The sequence below is a fragment of the Campylobacter sp. CNRCH_2015_0338h genome (assembly GCF_025772785.1).
GTDB lineage: Bacteria > Campylobacterota > Campylobacteria > Campylobacterales > Campylobacteraceae > Campylobacter_D.
Map to the genome: position 1 here is coordinate 19,199 of NZ_JAKMST010000008.1, position 20,176 is coordinate 39,374.

Below are 20,176 nucleotides of genomic sequence, written 5' to 3' on the forward strand. Positions count from 1 at the left end.
TGCCACCTTATAGATTCATTAGGCCTAAGATTGCGCCTGATTTACGACCTAAATAGTCAAATACCATAATAGCCCATGAAATTACAAGTATAGAAAAAGCTAATTTTTCTTTTTCTGGTTTAACTATCATGAGGACTATGGCGATAAAGATTAACAAAAGTTCTAAAAACTCCATCATTTCCCCTTTGAAATAAAATAAAAACCGCCGATTTTACTATATTAGAATAAATAAAAATAAAATATTAAACTGAAAAAGAGATTTGATTTAAAAAGTATAAAAAAATGAGTAGTTTTGAGACTTAGAAGTCATCAAAACTTAAGCTTCCTTTGGAGTAATTTGTAACCTTGCTTTCAAAGAAATTGCTCTTTTGATCATTAAATTTAGAAAAATCATCTACCCATTTAATAGGATGTTTTGCATTATAGATTTTATCAAGATTAATTGCAATTAGTCTTTGATCAACAAGATAATGAATATATTCTTCTATAATATCATCTGTAAAACCCATGATTTGATTTTGAGTGATGTATTTACCCCATTTAATTTCAAGTTCACCTGCTTTTTTAAACATATCATAGATTTTATTTACATTGGTATCATTAAACAAATCAGGTCTTTCTTTGCGCACAGAATTAATCATATTTTGAAATAATAGCAAATGTGTAATCTCATCTCTTTGTATAAAGCGTATCATTTGTGCTGATCCTAGCATTTTCCCTGCGCGTGCTAAAGCATAAATAGCAGTAAAACCACTATAAAAATATACTCCTTCTAAGATTTGATTTGCTACCATTGCAAGTAATAGTTTGTTATCATCTACTTCGCCAGCTAATTCTTCATAAATGCTTGAAATGAAATCATTTTTTTCTCTTAAAGTTTCATCATGTTTTTCCATTTCATAAATTAAGTCTGTATTTTCACAGATTGCTTCAACCATTACTGCATAAGATTTTGAGTGATTTGCTTCTTCATAAGCTTGTCTTGCTAAAACTGCATTGATTTCAGGTGCTGTGATGTAAGGATTGATATTATCAGCAAGGTTGTTTGTTTGAAAACTATCCATTGAGATAAGTTGAGACCAAACTAAATCATACATTCTTTTTTCTGCTACGGTTAGATTACAGCGATAATCAAGTGCATCTTTGGTTGTATCTACTTCTTTTGGAAACCAAGTATTTGCCTCCATTAAATCCCAAAGCTTTAAAGCCCAAGTGTATTTTGCTTTAGTAAAATTTAAAATCCCATGAGGATTACCATTAAATACTTTTCTATCATTTAAAGTTTCATTTGATTTTGGATTATAAATTCTTTTTCTATTCATTTTTCTACCTTTGTGACAATAACACTTTGGCTTAAAATATCATGCAAAGCCAAAGTATCTTTTCTTAAAAAACTTACCAAAAACCCAATCAATAAACCAAAACTTACGATAAAAATTATATAGCGCAAGAGTATTCTAAAAAAATTAAGTTTTTGGCCATTTTTAAGATCAATTAAATATAAATCATAAGCTTTAAGTCCAGGACTTTGAGCTTTTTTTGCTAAAAATAAGGCCTGTATAAGCCCAAAAAGCAAAGAACATAAAAAAATTATAAGTTGATTGTTTAAAAAGGCTTCTTTAGAGCCAAGTGTAAAATAAAATAAATATAAAACAGGCACATAAAGCAAAAATAGATCAATCAAAAAAGCTTTAAATCTTAAAAAGCGAGTAGCTATTTTTGCTTTAGTTTTCATTAGTTTCCACGACTACCAGGTTTGATAGCTTTGGTGCCTTTTTCACAAAGTGGACAAGCATTTGCTTCATAAATATCAAATTCGAAATTTCCTAGTGCAAAAAGTGGTAAATTTTCAGGCAGTTTTGCATTTTCTTTTCTAGGGTTGTTTAAATTTTTTACCGCACAAAAACCACGATTTGCTAAAGCTGCAAAACCTACCACTTCCCCACCTAAGCTTTCGATGATTTTTGCACTCTCAAGCGCAGAACCACCTGTTGTAATAATATCTTCACAAACGATAAATTTTTCGCCTTTTTTTACTTCAAAACCACGTCTAAGACTCATCACTCCTTCTACGCGCTCAGTGAAAATAAAGCGTTTATTGCAAGCTCTAGCAAGCTCATAACCTGCTAAAATTCCACCCAAGGCAGGAGAACAAATGCTATCAAATTCAATGTTAAAACTAGCAATAACTTTTGCAAGCTCTTCACAAAGCTCACCTGCTAGTTTTGGATTTTCTAAAACTTTAGCACTTTGAAGGTAAAACTCAGAGTGTTTCCCTGAGCTAAGCAAGAAATGCCCTTGTAGGTATGCCCCACAATCTTTATAAGTTTGTTCCAAGTTCATTATCAAACCTTTAAAAGTTCTGCTTCTTTATTTTTAACTAATTCATCTACTTTTGCTGTGTAATTATCAGTTTGTTTTTGAACCTCATCATAAGCTTTTTTGGCTTCATCTTCTGAAATTGCTTTATCTTTTTCTAGTTTTTTAACCGCATCATTTGCGTCTTTTCTAATGTTTCTAATGGCTACTTTAGCCTTTTCTCCCATAGCTTTGGCATTTTTAGCATTTTCTTCTCTTTGTTCTCTTGTCATAGGTGGAAAGAATAATTTCACACTTTCACCATCATTGTTTGGATTTACTCCTATATTTGCTGCAGCTATGGCACTTTCTATAGCTTTTAGCATTGATTTTTCCCAAGGAGTGATGCTTATGGTTGAAGCATCGGTTGCTAAAACTGTTGCCACTTGATTAAGTGGGGTTGCACTACCATAATAATCAACATGAATATGATCAAGTATGTTGATATTTACTTTACCAGTTCTTATAGTGGTAAAATCTTTTTTTAAGGCCTCTAAACTTTTATCTGATTGTTGTTTTTGCTTGGTATAAATTTCATTTAGCATGGTTTATCCTTTTTATTTGCTAGTGTTACTTTCGCTAATTGGGGCACTTGGTGCAACTGGAATGTTAGTTGTATTTGTCTCAGGTGCTTTTGGTAAAATTTGTTCTGCTTTTTCAGCAAGTGAGTTAGAGTTAGCATTATTATACATATAGCTAAGGGCAATTGTATTAGCAATAAGTAAAATACCCATTACAAAAGTAAATTTAGCCAAAAATCCCGCAGGACCTTTTGCTCCAAATAAACTTTCATTGCTTCCACTATAAGCTCCAAGTCCTATGCTTGAACTTTTTTGTAATAAAACTGCAATACAAATAATCACAACAATTGCAAATTGCAAAATAATTAAAAGAGTAGTCATGAATTTTCCTTATTGAAAATAAAATGAGTATTTTAACTTAAAAAGTTTGATAAAAACTTGAAAGAGGTAAAGAAAATTTGCGAGAAAAAATCTCGCGAATTTTTATCTGCTATTAAAGCTTCTTAAAATATTAAGAAGAGAGATGAAAAGGTTGATAAAATCAAGATAAAGAGCAACTGCGCCTTCGATTGGTGTTTCATAGTTTCCCCTAATGATGTTTTGAGTATCATAAAGGATGTAAAAAGAAAATAAAATCGCACCAATACCAGAAATAGCTAAACTCACAAGTGAGCTTTGGAAAAATAGATTAATTAAAGAAGCCACTACGATAACGATTAAAGCTATAAAAAGCATTTTTCCCATCATAGTAAAATCTCTTTTTGTATTCATAGCAAATACACTTAAAGCACCAAAAGCTACTGTTGTTAAAGCAAAAGCTTGAGCGATGATACTAGCCCCTGCAGGAAGTGCTAAAACTGAATATAAAAGTGGTGTTAAAGTAAGCCCTGAAACAAAAGTAAAGGCAAAAAGTAAAATTAAATTAAGCGGAGCTTCTCTTTTTTTCCATTGTAATGCAAACAATAAACCAATTTCAACAATAAATAAAATCCAAAAAGTTGCTTGAGATTGTGCAAATAAATGCGCTAGGGCAAAAATTCCTATGTAAGCGCCCGCTGTTGCAGCTAATAATGAAGCAGCAAAAAGCTGATAAGTTTGTTTTATAAAAATGCTTAAATCACTTCTAGCATAACCTTCAAATTCTTGAGTTTTAGAGTTAGAATAATCTCTATCATAAAGACTCATTAAAATCCTCCAATAATTTTTAAAACCAAAATTTACAAAAAAAAGATAAATAAAAGATTAAAACTACATAAAAATATAACAAAAAATAAATTTATTGATTTGGTTTAAGTAAAAATAATTTTAGTATAATGTCTTGTTAAAATACAAAAAAGGACTATTCTTGAAAGACTTGATCGATGGTGCTTTAAAATTTATGCAAGAAGATTTTAAAGAGCATGCAGAGCTTTTTGAAAGTTTAAAAAACAAACAAAATCCTCATACGCTTTTTATAGGTTGTGCTGATTCAAGAGTGATACCAAACTTAATCACTAATACAGGTCCAGGCGAGCTTTTTGTTGTAAGAAATATAGGCAATATCGTTCCACCTTATAGAGTCGGGGATGATTTTTTAGCAACTACTTCAGCTATTGAATATGCTTTTAATTCTTTACATATAAAAAATATTATAGTTTGCGGTCATAGTAATTGCGGAGGCTGCGCGGCTTTATATGCAAACGAAAATGATTTAAAAAATATGCCTAATGTCAAAAAATGGCTTACTTTGCTTGAGCCTATAAAAAATAAGGTTTTAAAGATTGCAGGTAGTGATTTAGCTATGCGTTCTTGGATGACTGAAAAAATGAATTTGGTAAATTCTTTGCAAAATTTATTAACTTATCCAGGCGTTGAAGAAGCTTTAAATAAAAAAGAAATTGAACTCCATGCTTGGTATTACATCATAGAAACGGGTGAAATTTATGAGTATGATTTTAATTTTGAAAATTTTGTTTTAATTCAAGAGAGGGTGAGAAAATCATGAAAAAGATTTTTAGTATTATTTTGTTTTTTTTATTTGTTAATGCTTTATATGCACAAGAAAAAAACGCTTTAGAGGATAAAAATAGTATTTTTGCCCTAGTGCAAAACTATATAGAACTAAATTTACTTTTAGAAAGCTTTAAAAATAGCGATACAAATAGCAGTGAATTTCAAGATAATATTAAAGAAATAGAAAAACAAAAAGCTGCAATTTTAACTACTTTACCTTTAAAAATGGTATCTCAAAAAATTGATGATAAAGAGGCGAAAGACTTTTTGCAAACTAAAAATGCTTTGCAAAAAAGTGTTGAAAATGCTCAAGCTAAGAAAAGATATTATGATTACGTGGATAATAAAATTAAACTTTTAAATTTAACCTCTGCAGAACATTTTTACCTATGTATCTTTGAATTAGAAAAAGTTTTTATCGAAGGAGCACAAAGTAAGACTATAAGAAGCATTATTGATAAAAGTATTGATTCGCTCAAAGAAGATATGGTTTTTAATTTTACCTTAGATAAAGAAAAAATTAATGATATTACTCAGCTTAGAACCTTAGAAATCAATGAAAATAATTTAAGAAATGCTATTAAATCTTATAATGAAATTTTAGTTTATCTAAGAAACAATGCAAGCTTGCTTGAAACTAACTTTTTATTTACAGGTTTGGGTTTGCAAAATGCGATTAATTATATTAATGAACAAACTTCTATTAGTAGCGTAAATCTTGGAAAAATAGTCATTTCTATCGCTGTAATTGTCTTTTTTTATTCTTTGAAATTTTATCTAGCAAAGATTTTATATTTTATACTTATACGCTTATTTGGAAAAAATTCAGCTAATATGGAGATAAAAACTCATTTTCTAGAAAAACTTCAAGGGCCGGTAGGTTGGTTTTTATTTGCTTATGCTATAGGAATTTGTTTTACTATTTTTTACTATCCTGCGCCTGTTGATATAAGAATTAGCAATATTTTATCTATTGCTTATGTTATTTTAACTGCTTGGCTTGTGATAAATATCTTTGATAGTTATGGCATGGTGATTGTTGCAAAGCTTGCTGAAAAAAGTGGTAAGCGTGAAGTGGTTAATTTAATCATTAAAATTTTATATTTTATCATTATAGTAATAGCTGTTTTATTTGTTTTAGCGCACTTAGGATTTAATATTTCAGCATTAATTGCATCTTTAGGTATTGGTGGTTTGGCGGTGGCATTAGCAGCTAAGGATATTATCGCAAATTTCTTTGCTTCTGTGCTTTTACTTTTTGATAATAGTTTTAATCAAGGCGATTGGGTGGAAATTTCAGGTATAGAAGGAACCATAGTAGAAATTGGACTTAGAAAAACCACCATTAGAACTTTTGATAATTCTTTAGTATTTTTACCAAACTCAACCATCATGGGAACAAATATAAAAAATTGGAGTAAAAGAAAAATAGGACGCCATGTAAAATTATTTATCGGTGTCACTTATGATGCAAGACCTGAGCAACTTGAACAATGTGTAGAAGATATAAGATATTTATTAGCTACTAGTCCTTTGATAGCCCAAGTTGATGATAGCGCGTTAAATCATGGTGGAACACGCGCTAGATACAGACAAAATTTAGTTTCAGTAAATGACTTAGAAGGGTATAAAAATAACACTTATGTGGCTGTGAGTGGTTTTGGTGCAAGTTCTATTGATATAGAAGTATATTTTTATACCAAAGCAGTAGATGCAGGTGGTTTTAGAGAGGCAAGACAAAGTATTCTGCTTGAGTTAATGAAAATTGTTGAAAGAAATAAACTCAGCTTTGCTTTTCCTTCGCAAAGTCTTTATATAGAAAAAATCAATAAAGAAGACAAAGAAGAGCTATTATCTTAATAAGCTCTTCTTTGATTATCGCATTCAACTATAATTTTTTCAGCGATGATAATACTTCCATTTTTACTGCCTTTAATTTTAACAAGGCTTCCTTTTTTTAAATCTTGTACATTAGCTTGTTTTTTATTGCTTCCAAAAATTCCACAACCATAAACATCAATACGTGTTTGAGGTAAAATTGTGATGATTAAATTATTATCAAAACTTGTTTGAATGCTTATTGTGTGAGCTGTGGTATTTTTTAAGATGCCTTGAACTTTATAAGCAAATGCAAAAGTGCTAATGCAAACTAGTATAAGAAAAAAACGCATTAAAATAACTCCTTTTTAGGAGTTATTTTGCTTAATAAGCTCTTTTTTTGCATTCGATTTTGATTTCTTTAGCAGTTATATTTTGAACTTGATTCGGTGTTTGTGGATTTGGTGTTGTTTGAGCATAGCCATGGAAAACTTCAGCTTCTATAAAAGTTCCTACTTTTAAATCTCTAAAAGTGCCGTATTTATCCATACCAAAAATACCACAATCATCCATATCAATTTCAGTATTTGGTAGAATTTTTACATTCATTTTTTGACCGTAAGTGGTGTCAATTAAAATGGTTTTTGCACCATCATTTACATCTACTATTACTCCATAAATTCCATCTGCATAAGCAAGACTTGAAAGACCTAAAACTGTTAATAATGTAGCGATTTTCTTTTTCATTTTTTCTCCTTTATTTTTTATGCAAGAATTATATAATTTTTTGAGTGAAGCAAGAGTGAATTTAGATATAATTTAAAAAATTTACTAAAATGAGGTATTTATGAGAGGGTTTTTACATTGTTTTTTTGCATTTTTGCTTGCAAGTTTATTGTTTGCTTGTTCTAAAAATGAAGATAAAAGCTCTGCTATAAGAGCTTATGGTTTTAATGAAAACACGCAAAGTATTTTTATAGAGTTTAATACTAATATTATTAATCAAGAAATAGGCGTTATAAAAGAAAGAGAAATTATTGTTAATAATCAAAAGACAAAAGTAAAATATGAGCTTGAAACACCCACAAGATTAAATATTTTTACAGCTTTAAAAGCAAATCAAGCATATGATATTTTTATAGATTTAAATGATATTTTAGCAAATGAAAAAGTGCAATTAAAAGTCCAAACTCCTTTTGAAAAACTAGATATTAAAGGATATTTTCAAAATATTTCAAATGATGAGAGTGTATTGCTTTTAAATATTCAAAGTTTTTATACTCTTAATAAAGATGAATTGTTAAAAGCTATTAAAATTACTGCACAAGAAAAAGAAATTCAAATAGATAAAATCATCATCCAAGGTGATATAGCAAGTATATATTCTAAAGCACTAAGTATCAAAAATACTAATACTAATGTAAAAGTAGTTTTTGATAAAGAAATTTTAGGTTTAGAGAAAAATATAGATTTAGAGTATATTTTGCTTGCAAAGAGCGAATTTGTTTTTCAAAATGCAAATATAGTTAATAAAAACATAGAATTGCTTTTTTCTCAAAATATTTCACAAGATCAGAATTTAAAAGAATTGATTTTTATTACCCCAGAAGTAGATTTTAAGGCATTAGCTTTTGGAAATAAAATCAAGCTTACAGGTAATTTTTCCCCAAATAAAACTTATGAAATTCAACTTGCTCAAGGGATTAAAAGTGCTGATGGAATTAGTACAAAAGAAAATTATAAAACTCAAGTAAGTTTAAAAGACTATGAGCCTGCTATAAGTTTTACAAATCAAGGGGTATTTTTATCTAGCAAAGCGAGTAAAAAAATAGCTTTTAAGAGTATGAATGTTAAAAAAGTTCGTTTGGAAGTTCATCAAGTATTTTCAAATAACTTAAGTGAATATTTAAGATATAAAAATCTTCAAGGTGCTAAAAATTTAAGTGATTATGATAGTGATATTTTTTCAGAGAGTGATTATACTAGTGAAATAGTGTTAAAAAAAGATTTTGATATAAAAAATACCAAAAATCAGTGGCAAGAAAATGAAATAGTATTAGATGGTTTAAAAGATTTAAGCGGTGTGTTTATAGTCAAGCTTTATTTTAAAGAAGAAGATGTTGATTATGTTTTTGATGAGGGAATGGAGAGTTGGAAAAAATATAGATTTTTTAACCAAAAAGCAAAAGTAAGTAAGAACTTAATTTTTTCAGATATAGCTTTGATTGCTCAAAATTTAAATAAAAAGCTTTTTGTAGATGTGAGAGATTTTACCACGCAAAAGGCTTTAGGTGGGGTTAAGGTTGATGTTATTAGCAAAAGCAACCAAGTTTTAGCTTCTAAAATGAGTGATGATAATGGTTTGGCTGTTTTTGATGGTATTGATGAATCAAAAGCTTTATTTATCATTGCTTCAAAAGATAAACAAGCTTCTATTTTGCGCTTAAGTTCACCTTTATTATATGATGGTTTTGATGTAGATGGTTTTGATTTAACTTCTCAAAATAAAGTATTTATTTACACAGAAAGAGAGGTTCATAGATCAGGTGATGATATCCATTTAACTATGGTTGCAAGAAATGATAAAGGAGTTGTTAATCATCCTATATTTTTAAGTTTTTTTGATCCACGTAATAAAAAGCTTTTAGATAAAATCAAGCTTGAACCTTTGAGTAATGGAGCTTTTTATAAAAAGATTTCACTTGATCAACAAGCTTTAAGTGGAGTGTATTTAGCTAGGGTTGAATTTGCAAATACGATTTTTGATAAAGAAATTTTAGTACAAAATATAGTGCCAAATCGTATAAAAGTATCCATGCAAGCTCCAAAAAGTATAAAAGAAAATGAAAAATTAGATTTTAATATTAGCTCAAAATATCTTTTTGGAGCACCAGCAAGTAATTTGCAATATCAAGCTGATTTATTTGTAAGTAAAAAAGAATATAAAAATTCAAAATACCCAGAATATATTTTTTCAAATCCTAGTGTTTTGGTACAAAAATATCAAGATAATTTAAAAGGTATGTTAGATGAAAATGGCTTTACAAAGCAAGAATTTACTTTAAATGACTTTTTAAAAAATACCCCATATAATTTAGAAGCTAGCATAAGAGCTAGGGTTTTTGAAAAAGGTTCAAGATCGGTTGAAGCACTTGTAAATTCACAAGTAATATTGCATGAGTATTTTGTAGGTATTAAGCGTTTAAAAAATCACTATTTAAGCTCAGGTTCTATTATCAATTTTGAAGCCATTGTAAGTGATTTAGATGAGAATTTGATAGCAAATAGGGAGATTAAATATACTATTTATGCAAATGATTATTCTTGGTGGTGGGATTATGATAATTATGATGATTTTTTAAAATCACTCAAAAAAGATAAAAACACACAAATCATTACTCAAGGAAGTATTTTAAGCAAGGATAAACCGGTTAAAATAGAATTTGATCCAAAAGAATATCATGGTGAAATGTTCATAGAACTTGAAGATGTACAAAGTAAAACAAGCACAGGAGAGTTTTTTTATATTAGTAGTTTTGGTGCGCCAAGTAATGCTGATATAGTGAGTTCTTTAAAAATAAAAAGTGATAAAAAAGAATACAAGCCAAATGAAACAGCTTTTATAGAATTTGAAAGTGTTAAGGGTGCAAAAGCTATTGTTACTTTAAATGATAATGCAAAGGTTTTAAAACGCTTTGTGATAGATACACATGAAGATATTACAAAGGTTGAAATTCCTATTCTTAAAGAATATATGCCAAATGTTTATGTGAGCGTGATTTTACTTCAAGATTATGATCAATACACTAATGATAGAGCCTTAAGACTTTTTGGTGTGGTGCCTTTAAATGTAGTAGATGAGCAAAGTAAAATTGAACTTGATTTAAAAGTACCGGATAAAATCATGCCAAAACAAGATTTTGAAGTAGAAATTCAAAGTAAAAACAAGCAAAGTTATACTTATACTGTAGCTATTGTAGATGAGGGCTTGCTTGATGTGAATGCTTTTAAAACCCCAGATATTTGGGGGTATTTTTACCAAAAAACACGCTTTAACATGAGTATATATGATACCTATGATAAAATCATTGCTAAAAATATTTCTAATGCTTCCAAGGTATTAACTACGGGCGGTGATGTTTTCTTAGAAAGTAGAGCAAATAAAAGCAAAAATGATGAAAAAGCAAGACGTTTTAAACCTGTTGTATTGTTTCAAGAGCCAGTACAAAGTGATGAAAATGGTTATGCAAAATTAAAATTTAATATGCCATCATACTTAGGTTCGGTTAGAGTTATGGTAGTGGCAAACAACTTAGCAGGTTTTGGTAGTGCTTCTAAAGATATCCAAGTTAGCGCACCTGCTGTAATGCTTGAAACTTTGCCAAGGGCTTTAAGGCTTGATGATGAGTTTAAGTTTTTGGTGCAAGTATTTAAAGTAGATGATGATGTAAAAAATGCAAAACTTAAATTAAAAACAAAAAATTCACTCATAAATTTTGAAAAAGATGAAATTTTAATTGACTTTGGTAATGAAAAAAGCAAAGATATTTATGTTAATGCAAAAGTAAATTCAAACAAGCTTGGAGTAGAAGAAATAGAGTTAAGTTTAAATGCAAAAGATTACACCTATACTCAAAATACTCAAATTGACATAAAAGCGCTAAATACCATTACTTATGAGGGTAAATCTTTTAAAATTCCTGCAAATACTTCTATGGAGTTTAAAATCACACAAGATTATATTAATCCAGTGGCGTTTTTAAGTGTGAGTTCTAAGCCTATTTTAAATATAAATCATAGATTAAAATACTTGCAAAATTATCCTTATGGATGTATAGAACAAAGCACTTCAGCAGTTTTACCACAACTTTTTTTACAAAAACTTGATCAAGGAGCAAATGAGCAAAAAAATATTAACAATATCAATGCATTGTTAAGTAAATACGCAAATTTCCAAACTGCTAATGGTGGCTTTGCTTATTGGCAAGGACTTAAAGATTCTGATGCTTGGGGAAGTAATTATGCGGGTATGTTTATGATTTTGGCTAAAGAAAGAGGCTATTATGTGAGTGAGGGTATGTTTAAAGCATGGCTTGATTATCAAAAACGCTATGTTTTAAAAGCTCAAACAAATAAAGAAATTAGAATAAATTCTTTATATCTTTTAGCTTTAGCTAAAGAGCCAAATTTAAGTATAATGAATGCCATTTATGAAGATAGTACTTATTTGCAAAGCCTAAATAATGTAAGTCTTTGGCAACTTGGCGCAGCTTATAAATTAGCAGGTTTTGATGAGGTAGCTTTAAATATAGCTAAAAATTTAAGCACAAAGCCTGATGGAAAAACTAATTATACTCACACCTATGGATCTTTTCTAAGAGATGAAGCTATTATTGCAAATGCGTATAAAATAATCTATGGTAAAGATAATGATGAATTATTAGATGATATTAAAAAAACTTTAGAAAGCCAAGCTTGGCTTAGTACTCAAAGCACAGGTTATGCTTTATATGCTTTGGCAAATAGTTTTAGTGATGAAAACTCTAAAACTATCAATGCAAGAGTAAAAATTAATGGTGAGGATAAAAAGCTCAATACGAGTTTTTCTAAATTTGAGTTTAATCAAGGCGGTGCTTTGATAGAAGCTAAAGAAGATACTTATGTACATTTTGGAGTAGAGGGTATTAAAAAAGGTATTGCCGAGCCTTTTGCGCAGCGTATGTATATAGAAAGAAGTTTTTATGATGAAAATGGAAATGAAATAGATGAAAGTGCTATAAAAAGTTCTCAAATTTTTTATATGAAATTAAAAATATCAAATAAAAATTATCCAGGCGCTTCTAATATAGCTTTAACTCAAATTTTACCAAGTGGATGGGAGATAGTGCATGATCTTTTAGATGATGAAACTCCTGATTTTGTGAAAAATTCTTATTATGATTTTGTCGATATAAGAGATGATAAAATCATGTATTTCTTTCCTTTGTATTCTGATGAATCAAGAGAATTTTTTGTGAAATTAAGTGCTGTTACTCCAGGTGTTTATACTTTGAGTGGAGCTTATGTTGAAGCAATGTATGATAATGCTTATAAAGCTTTAAGTGAGAGTAAAAGAGTCAAAGTAGTGCAGTGAAAATCAAAATAAGCCTTGCAATATGCTTTTTAAGCCTATGTTTTTACATAGGCTTAGTTTATTTTAGTTTTGATAACAAGGATTTATTTAAAGGCACTTATAGCAAGGTTTTACTTGATAAAAACAAAGAAATTCTTAGTGTATTTTTAGATGCTAATGAACAATGGCACTTAGAGAGTGATTTTATACCACAAAAATTAAAAAGTGCAGTTATTTTATATGAAGATAAAAATTTTTATTCTCATTATGGAGTAGATTTTTTAGCACTTATAAGAGCTTTTAAAAATAATCTTTTTTCAAGTAAAAGAAGTGGTGCAAGTACAATTTCTATGCAAACAATCAAACTTCTAGAGCAAAATAAACGTACATATTTTAATAAATTTAACGAAATCATCAAAGCTTTTGCTTTAGAAAGTGCTTATGAAAAAGATGAAATTCTAAAGCTTTATTTAAACAATGCCCCTTATGGAGGAAATTTAGTAGGTGTTGCAAGTGCGGGTTTGTTTTATTTTGAAAAAGATTTAAAAGATCTTACTTGGAGTGAAGCAGCCTTGCTTGCTGTGCTTCCTAATAATCCAGGTTTGATTAATCTTGAAAAAAACAAAGATAAGCTTTTAAAAAAACGCAATGTTTTGCTTGATAGGCTTTTTGAAAAGGGATATTTTTCTAAAGATATTTTAACTCTTGCAAAGGCTGAAAAACTTCCTAGTTTTAAAGCAAGAAAAAACTTAGCTCCGCATTTAGCACGTAGGCTTTTAGCGGATAAAGAAAAAATCATTTCTAGTATAGATAAAAAAATTCAAATCAAATTTGAAGAAAAAGCTAAGGAATATTCTTATAAATTAGAGCAAAAGGGTATAAAAAATTTAGCTATATTATTAGCAGATACCAAAACAAATAAAGTTTTAGCTTATGTAGGTTCTAATGATTTTTATGATTTTGTAAGTTTTGGTCAAGTTGATGGGGTTATTGCAAAGCGTAGTGTGGGTTCAATATTAAAACCTTTGCTTTTTGCTTTTGCTATAGATGAGGGGTTTATAGTGCCTGAATCTTTAATGCTTGATGCGCCTACATTTTTTTCTAATTTTGCCCCGCAAAATGCAAATAAAAAATATCATGGCTTTATTAGCGCAAAAGAATCTTTGCAAAAATCACTTAATATCCCTTTTGTAAGCTTGCTTGCAGAATATGGGTATGAGAAGTTTTTTTATAAACTCAAAGATATTTTAGATTTTGAAGATGAAAATTTTAAAAAATATGGACTTTCTTTGATTTTAGGTACAAAAGAATTTAGTTTAGAAGATATGGTAAAAATTTATCTAGGGCTTGGAAATTATGGAAACTTTAAAGAGCTTTTATATGAAGAAAATGCATTTACTAAAGAAGATAAAAAGCTTATTAGTAATGGAGCAAGTTTTTTAACCTTACAAACTTTAAAGGATTTAGATAGAGCAGGTTTAAGACAATATGATTTTAATACTATCATCTCCTGGAAAACAGGCACAAGTTATGGTAGAAAAGACGCTTGGGCTATAGGAACTTCTCCAAAATACACTTTAGGAGTATGGGTTGGAAATTTTAATGGCGAAGCAAATGCAAATTTATATGGTATGAGTATAGCAGGGGAATTGTTTTTTGAGCTTTTAGCCTTGCTTGAGGGAGTTAATTTAGAATTTGAAAAGCCTAGTGATTTAGTTACTATCAAAATTGAAAATCAAACAGGGTATAGATATGATTATAAATTTGACTTTAAAGAAGTACTTTACCCACAAAGTGCAAATGTTTTAAGGACTTCACCATTTTTAAAAGAAGTTTTTATGTATAAAAACAAAGAAGTTGATTCTTTAGATGAAAATTTCATCCATGCAAAGAAAAAGATTATATTAAATTTACCCTCCCATGCACAAGCATTTTTTGTAGAAGAAAAGCAAAATTTACAAAATTCTAACCAAAATTTAAAAATTATTTATCCAATAAATAATCTTAATATCATTTTGCCAAAAGATTTAAAGAGTAAGCAAAAATTGTTAATTAAGCTTATAAATCCTAAAAAAGAAAAACTTTTTTGGTATTTAAATCAGGAATTTATTTTTGAAGGAAAAGAAGAAAGTTTATCTTTGGATTTAAAAAAAGGTAAATATACTCTTAATATTATTAGTGAAAATGGTCAAAGCGATTTTATAACTTTTAATATATTTTAAATAAAACTCATAAAAATCACTAAATAAAATTCATTCCCACTCCCCAATAATTATAGATATTTGTGCAATATAATTAAATATTTAATATTTTTTTATTTTAGTTAATATTTTTTTATTTTTATTTAATGATAAGTTTTTATAATTATAAAAATATTTTACTTTGTTTAAGGAGTACTTAATGTGGAAGCAATTAAAACTTAGTACAAAAGTTATCGCTATTGTAGTGTCAACTGTTGTTTTAATTTTGGCTAGTTTGTCTTTGTTGATTATACAAAAATCTACAAACACTTTAACTCAGCAGATTGACAAAACGCTTGTTACTTCAGTTTTTCGCTATACAAATTCTGCTGAAGCTGCTATAAAATCATTTTTTATTTCTGCTATTGGAACACAAAAAATCTTCAACACCTTGCTCGAAGAGGGTCCTATATCAGAAAAAAGAATAGAAAATATTCTTGGTGAGACTATAGATGCTAGCTCTACTATTGCTTATGGGTATTATTATTTAAAAGATGGGTCAACTTATAAAAATATGGGTTTAGATAATAAATACTTCACAAGTAAGAATGAATTTATGGTGTTAATGAAAGACTCAGATGTATTGAACCCTGGTGGTATGAAAACTGTACAAGCAAGTGAAGATTTATCGTCTTTAAGGGGTATTAAGCATATTATGGGTGGCGATAAATTATATTTTGGAGAACCAAGATGGTTTAATATTAATGGCGAAAAAATATTTGGTTCAAATATAGCCACACCACTTGTAGACAAACACGGAAAAGTTTTGGGTGTGCTTGGTATGATATTTGATATGAAAGTATTAGCTAATGATTTTAATGATCCTTCTAGATCTGTATATGAAGGCGATAGGAGAATATTATTATCTAATGGTGGTGTTATAGCTACACATCCAAATGCAGATTTTGTTACAAAAAACATAACCGATGTTAATAAAAATGCAAGTAATGTTATTGAGGTAATTCAAAAAGCACAAGTTACAAGTATTGATTATGTTGCAGATGATGGTTCGAAATATCATGGAGCAATAAGAGTTTTTGAAGTATGGCCTAATACAGGAATTTTATGGTCTATGCTTGCTGTTGCACCGAAAAAGGTTATTGATGCACCTATTGCTGAATTAAGAAATGTTATACTAATAAGTGGTTTAGTTGCTATAGTTATTATAATATTAGTTCTTGGAATTAGCATGAAAACTATAATAACAAATAGAATTGCAAGATTACAAGAACACATGATGAAATTCTTTAAATATTTAAATCATGAAATTTCAACAGTCGAGGTTGTGAAACCTAGATATAATGATGAAATTGGTAAAATGGCCGGTGTGATTAATGATAATGTTCAGTATATTCATACTTGTTTAGAAAAAGATGATATCACTGTGCAAAACATCTTAGAAGTTTCTTGTGAAATAGAAAAAGGATATTTCACTCAAAGGATAGAAGCAAATCCTGTAAATCCAAAACTTGTAGAATTAAAAGAAGTATTAAACAAAATGCTTGATGATATGCAAGAAAAAATCGGTAAAGATTTAAATGAAATAGAAAGAGTATTTGCAAGTTTTCAAAATCTTGATTTTTCAGATAAACTTGAAAATGCAGAAGGTGAGATAGAAAAATCACTTAATGCGGTAGGTGCAGAGATTAGAAAAATGCTTCAAGCTTCATTAAAACAAGGTGAAATGCTTCAAACTAAGGCTGATGCTTTAAAAGAGAGTGTTTTAAAACTTAATGATGGTGCGCAAAAACAAGCTGATTCTTTACAAGAAAGTGCAGCTGCAGTTGAAGAAATGAGTGCTTCTATGAATGCAGTAGCAGCAAGAACTGAAGAGGTTATTAAACAAAGTAGTGATATCAAAGATGTAACCGATGTTATTAGAGATATTGCAGATCAAATTAACCTACTTGCATTAAATGCAGCTATTGAAGCTGCACGTGCTGGTGAACATGGACGTGGCTTTGCTGTTGTTGCTGATGAAGTTAGAAATCTAGCTGAAAGAACTCAAAAGTCTTTAGGTGAGATTGAAGCTAATACTAATATCTTAGTTCAATCTATTAATGAGATGGGTGAGAGTATTAAAGAGCAAGCTTTAGGAATTTCGCAAATTAATCAATCTGTTTCAGTAATAGATGGTTTAACTAAAGAAAACTCACAAATTGCTCATGCAACTAATTCTGTAGCAAATGAAGTTGATTCTATGTCAGCTGATATTGTAGCAGAGGTTAGAAGAAAGAAATTCTAAAAAACTACCCTTTAAAGGGTAGTTTAATTTATAAAATATTCTTGAATTTTATTTTTATCTTCAAAAGCCATACTTTGGAAAATTTTATCTTTAAAGCCTATTTTGTATTTTGTATTATTTTGAGTTTTAGCATAAGTTAGTGCTATGCTTAGAGCAAGTTCAAGATCTTGTGGATTGATATTTTCATCCACCAAAGAATAAGCGCCTATTAAATCAAAAAGTTTTAATTCTTCGTATTTTTGAGTTTTTAATTCTTTTAAAAATTGATTTTCTAGCTCATTTCTACCTACTATCATTTTAGAGCCATTTGGAAGTCTTAAGTGGCGTCCGTATTTTAAAAGTTGAGCATCATTAACTTGCATATTTTTATCAAATTTAATGAAATCTTTGATTTTATTAGAAAAGCTCTCAAGTGTAAGCAAACATCCACCGCCTGGACTTTCAAAATCTTCAAAACCAAATTTGGTAGCTAGTTCTAGTTGTCTTTTTCTACTTCTTCCACTTATGTTTTCTAACTTTTCTCTATCAATCCAACCTTCACGCTCAGGTTTGGTTAAAGGTAAATTTTTAGCACACATTGGACGCAAGATTAAATCTTCTTCATCAAGTGCTAGTTTTTTAACCTTGGCCATAGCGTCATTTCTTTGGCTCATTGGGCGTTGACCAACTACTTCTCCTGTGATGATAAAACTTGCATTTTCATCTTTTAACATTGAAAGAGCAGTTTTAAACATAAAAGCATGACAATCTATACAAGGATTAAAATGCTTTCCATATCCATATTGAGGGCTAAATAAAACTTCTTGTAAATAAGCATTTCTTACATCTATCATTTCAAAACTAGCCCCTGCCATAGCAGCGCGTTTTGCCATGAGTTCGCTTTTATCACTTGTGCCACCAAAGCCTATGTTTATATTTAAAGCTTTTACTTCTATACCTTGAGAGCTTATGAGTTTTATAGCAAGCATAGAATCAAGCCCACCACTAAAAAGTGCTAATGCTTTCATTTTTTCCTTTCGAAATTTTTGGCATATTGTAATGAATATTTTTTAATTTTTGTGCAAGTTTTTATTTAAAAAACTTCTTCTTCAAAGTTATAATGAATTGCTTTTTTATCTTTGACATTTTTTTGTAGTCTATTTAAAAATAATTCCAAGCTTTCCTCATCATCTAAAAAATGCACGCTTTTTAAAACTTCTATCAAATGGTTTAAAAAAACTTCATCATTTTGATAGCTTTTTTTGATTTTTTCTAAATTTTGATTGAGTAAATTATAAATTTGTTTTTTAAAGGCTTGTTTTAAATTTAAACTTTTTAATTTATTAAAATATGCAAGGTTGATCTTACAAATAGCATATAAAAATTCTTCTAAATTGCTTAAGTTTTTGATATTTTCAAATTCATAAAGCTCTCTTATGCTAGGATCTTCAAAGTTTTTTTGCTCTAAAATAGCTTTAGTAATATCTTGGTGTAAAAAATATTCTTTTGTGCTTAAAAGCTTAAAAAGCCCTATGGTTTCATTATTTTCATATAAAAATTTCAAAAGCTCTAACTCGCTTATATTGTTGATTTTACTTTGTTTTATAGGATTAATGAAGCTTATTTTTCTTGTATTTTTAGAAAGTTTAATATCATTAATATTTACACCCAAAAGATTTGCTACCAAGGTAGTGTAGGAATTTGCTATTAAAGGTTCAAGGTTAAAAGTATATTTTTGTACCTCTTCTAAAGCCTTTTGTTTGCTAAGTGCTGAGTTTAAATCACAACTTGCAATCAAGCTTCTTATATAAAATTCTCCAAGTTCTATACCTTTTTCTAAAATATTAAAAAGTAATTTTTCTTGATGGCTTGCTACAAGTTCAGCCGGATCTTTTCCACCTTCTATTAAGACTACTTTTCCATCAATTTTTGCTAAACTTAGCAAATGTGCCGAACGCACAGCTGCATTAAGTCCTGCATTATCATTGTCAAAACATAAAATTACCCTTGCTTCTAATCTTTTTATTAAAGGTATGTGATTTTCACCCAAAGCTGTTCCCAAAACCGCTACAGCATTTTTAAATCCTGCTTTATGAAAGGCTATAGCATCCATATAGCCCTCACAAATTATCATTTCTTTTTGTTTATAAATGGCATCTTTTGCTAAATTAAGTGCATAAAAAACGCGTGATTTATCAAAAAGTTTGCTTTGGGGAGAATTAACATATTTTGCCATATTTGTTTCATCTAAAGTTCTACCACCAAAGCCTATAAGCAAATTTTTATGATCATAAATACTAAAAGTAATGCGGTTGATAAAACTTGCATAAGCGCCATTTTCATTTTGTTTTATCGCACCTACCTCTAAAGCTTCTTCTTGAGTGATTTGCTCATTTTGTAGCAGTCTTAGTGTTTCATTGGAACTTGGCGCAAAGCCTAGTTCAAAGGTTCTGATATCCTCATCATTTAAGCCTCTTTTATAAAGATAAGCTAAAGCTTCTTTGTTTTTAGCTAGGTTTTGTTTATAAAAAGCATTAAGAGTAGGCAAGATATGAATGATGGATTTTTTATTATCTTGTTTTTGCGAGGTATAAGTAAGTGAAAAATTACTCCATGAAGCAACTTTTTCCACCGCTTCAACAAAGTTTAATTTCTCATAATCCATTACAAATTTAAAAACATTACCCCCAGCCTTGCATGCAAAACAATGATAAAATCCTTTAATAGAATTAATATGCATACTAGGATTTTTATCATCATGAAAAGGACAAACGCAAACATAGCTTGAGCCTTGTTTTTTTACTTCAACATAATGAGCTATGATATCAACAATATCTGTTTTTTGTAAAAGTTGTTCTATACTTGCTTGTTCTATCATCTTTAAACCTTAAAGAAAATTATATAAGCATTT

At 29.1% G+C, this 20,176-nt stretch carries 15 protein-coding genes and 2 pseudogenes; 6 read left to right on the forward strand and 11 right to left on the reverse strand.

Annotated features, from left to right (window positions below):
* Positions 1-7: 7 nt before the first annotated feature.
* The 7 genes from L8X30_RS06595 to L8X30_RS06625 form a co-directional block, all read right to left on the reverse strand.
* Positions 8-175: a hypothetical protein gene (locus L8X30_RS06595; RefSeq protein ID WP_039619427.1), complete on the reverse strand. Its 168-nt coding sequence runs from the start codon at positions 173-175 to the stop codon at positions 8-10.
* 124 nt (positions 176-299) lie between these two features.
* Positions 300-1,322, reverse strand: a complete 1,023-nt coding sequence (locus L8X30_RS06600; protein ID WP_263664043.1) for a ribonucleotide-diphosphate reductase subunit beta — start codon at positions 1,320-1,322, stop codon at positions 300-302.
* The gene (locus L8X30_RS06605; protein ID WP_263664044.1) at positions 1,319-1,735 is read right to left on the reverse strand and encodes an RDD family protein; all 417 of its coding nucleotides are present in this window, start codon (positions 1,733-1,735) and stop codon (positions 1,319-1,321) included. The genes L8X30_RS06600 and L8X30_RS06605 overlap by 4 nt, the downstream gene beginning before the upstream one ends.
* Complete coding sequence (gene pyrE / locus L8X30_RS06610) at positions 1,735-2,343, reverse strand: orotate phosphoribosyltransferase (protein ID WP_263679562.1); 609 nt, start codon at positions 2,341-2,343, stop codon at positions 1,735-1,737. Before pyrE ends, L8X30_RS06605 begins: the two co-directional genes overlap by 1 nt.
* Before the next feature lie 2 nt (positions 2,344-2,345).
* Positions 2,346-2,903: a ribosome recycling factor gene (gene frr / locus L8X30_RS06615; protein ID WP_039668941.1), complete on the reverse strand. Its 558-nt coding sequence runs from the start codon at positions 2,901-2,903 to the stop codon at positions 2,346-2,348.
* A gap of 12 nt (positions 2,904-2,915) precedes the next feature.
* On the reverse strand, positions 2,916-3,260 hold the full coding sequence (gene secG / locus L8X30_RS06620) for a preprotein translocase subunit SecG (protein ID WP_263679563.1): 345 nt from the start codon (positions 3,258-3,260) through the stop codon (positions 2,916-2,918).
* Positions 3,261-3,362: 102 nt separating this feature from the next.
* Positions 3,363-4,064 (reverse strand): Bax inhibitor-1/YccA family protein, encoded by a 702-nt coding sequence (locus L8X30_RS06625; RefSeq protein ID WP_039619421.1) that lies wholly within the window; start codon positions 4,062-4,064, stop codon positions 3,363-3,365.
* 160 nt (positions 4,065-4,224) lie between these two features.
* On the opposite strand from L8X30_RS06625, the gene L8X30_RS06630 reads away from it, so the two are divergent.
* Positions 4,225-4,863, forward strand: coding sequence for a carbonic anhydrase (locus L8X30_RS06630; RefSeq protein WP_263679564.1), 639 nt, complete (start codon positions 4,225-4,227; stop codon positions 4,861-4,863).
* Positions 4,860-6,731 carry a mechanosensitive ion channel family protein gene (locus L8X30_RS06635; RefSeq protein ID WP_263679565.1) on the forward strand — a complete coding sequence of 624 codons (1,872 nt, stop codon included), beginning with the start codon at positions 4,860-4,862 and terminating at the stop codon, positions 6,729-6,731. Before L8X30_RS06630 ends, L8X30_RS06635 begins: the two co-directional genes overlap by 4 nt.
* Here L8X30_RS06635 and L8X30_RS06640 read toward each other — a convergent pair.
* Together L8X30_RS06640 and L8X30_RS06645 are read right to left on the reverse strand one after the other, a co-directional pair.
* Positions 6,728-7,042 (reverse strand): hypothetical protein, encoded by a 315-nt coding sequence (locus L8X30_RS06640; protein ID WP_263679566.1) that lies wholly within the window; start codon positions 7,040-7,042, stop codon positions 6,728-6,730. The two genes, L8X30_RS06635 and L8X30_RS06640, sit on opposite strands and share 4 nt — an antisense overlap.
* A gap of 31 nt (positions 7,043-7,073) precedes the next feature.
* A complete protein-coding gene (locus L8X30_RS06645) occupies positions 7,074-7,436 on the reverse strand; it encodes a hypothetical protein (RefSeq protein ID WP_263664050.1) in 363 nt (120 codons plus the stop codon).
* A gap of 100 nt (positions 7,437-7,536) precedes the next feature.
* On the opposite strand from L8X30_RS06645, the gene L8X30_RS06650 reads away from it, so the two are divergent.
* From L8X30_RS06650 to L8X30_RS07975, 4 genes and pseudogenes are all read left to right on the forward strand, one after another.
* Positions 7,537-12,822, forward strand: a complete 5,286-nt coding sequence (locus tag L8X30_RS06650; protein WP_263679567.1) for an alpha-2-macroglobulin family protein — start codon at positions 7,537-7,539, stop codon at positions 12,820-12,822.
* Positions 12,819-15,023 (forward strand): penicillin-binding protein 1C, encoded by a 2,205-nt coding sequence (gene pbpC, locus L8X30_RS06655; RefSeq protein WP_263679568.1) that lies wholly within the window; start codon positions 12,819-12,821, stop codon positions 15,021-15,023. Before L8X30_RS06650 ends, pbpC begins: the two co-directional genes overlap by 4 nt.
* Before the next feature lie 178 nt (positions 15,024-15,201).
* Positions 15,202-15,837: pseudogene (locus tag L8X30_RS07970) on the forward strand (PDC sensor domain-containing protein); the annotation flags it as partial.
* Positions 15,838-16,905: 1,068 nt separating this feature from the next.
* Positions 16,906-17,286, forward strand: a pseudogene (locus L8X30_RS07975) (methyl-accepting chemotaxis protein); the annotation flags it as partial.
* Between the two features lie 23 nt (positions 17,287-17,309).
* Here L8X30_RS07975 and L8X30_RS06665 read toward each other — a convergent pair.
* Positions 17,310-18,293, reverse strand: a complete 984-nt coding sequence (locus L8X30_RS06665) for an MnmA/TRMU family protein (protein ID WP_263679570.1) — start codon at positions 18,291-18,293, stop codon at positions 17,310-17,312.
* A 65-nt stretch (positions 18,294-18,358) separates the two neighbouring features.
* Complete coding sequence (gene dnaG / locus L8X30_RS06670) at positions 18,359-20,143, reverse strand: DNA primase (protein ID WP_263679571.1); 1,785 nt, start codon at positions 20,141-20,143, stop codon at positions 18,359-18,361.
* Between the last annotated feature and the right edge of the window lie 33 nt (positions 20,144-20,176).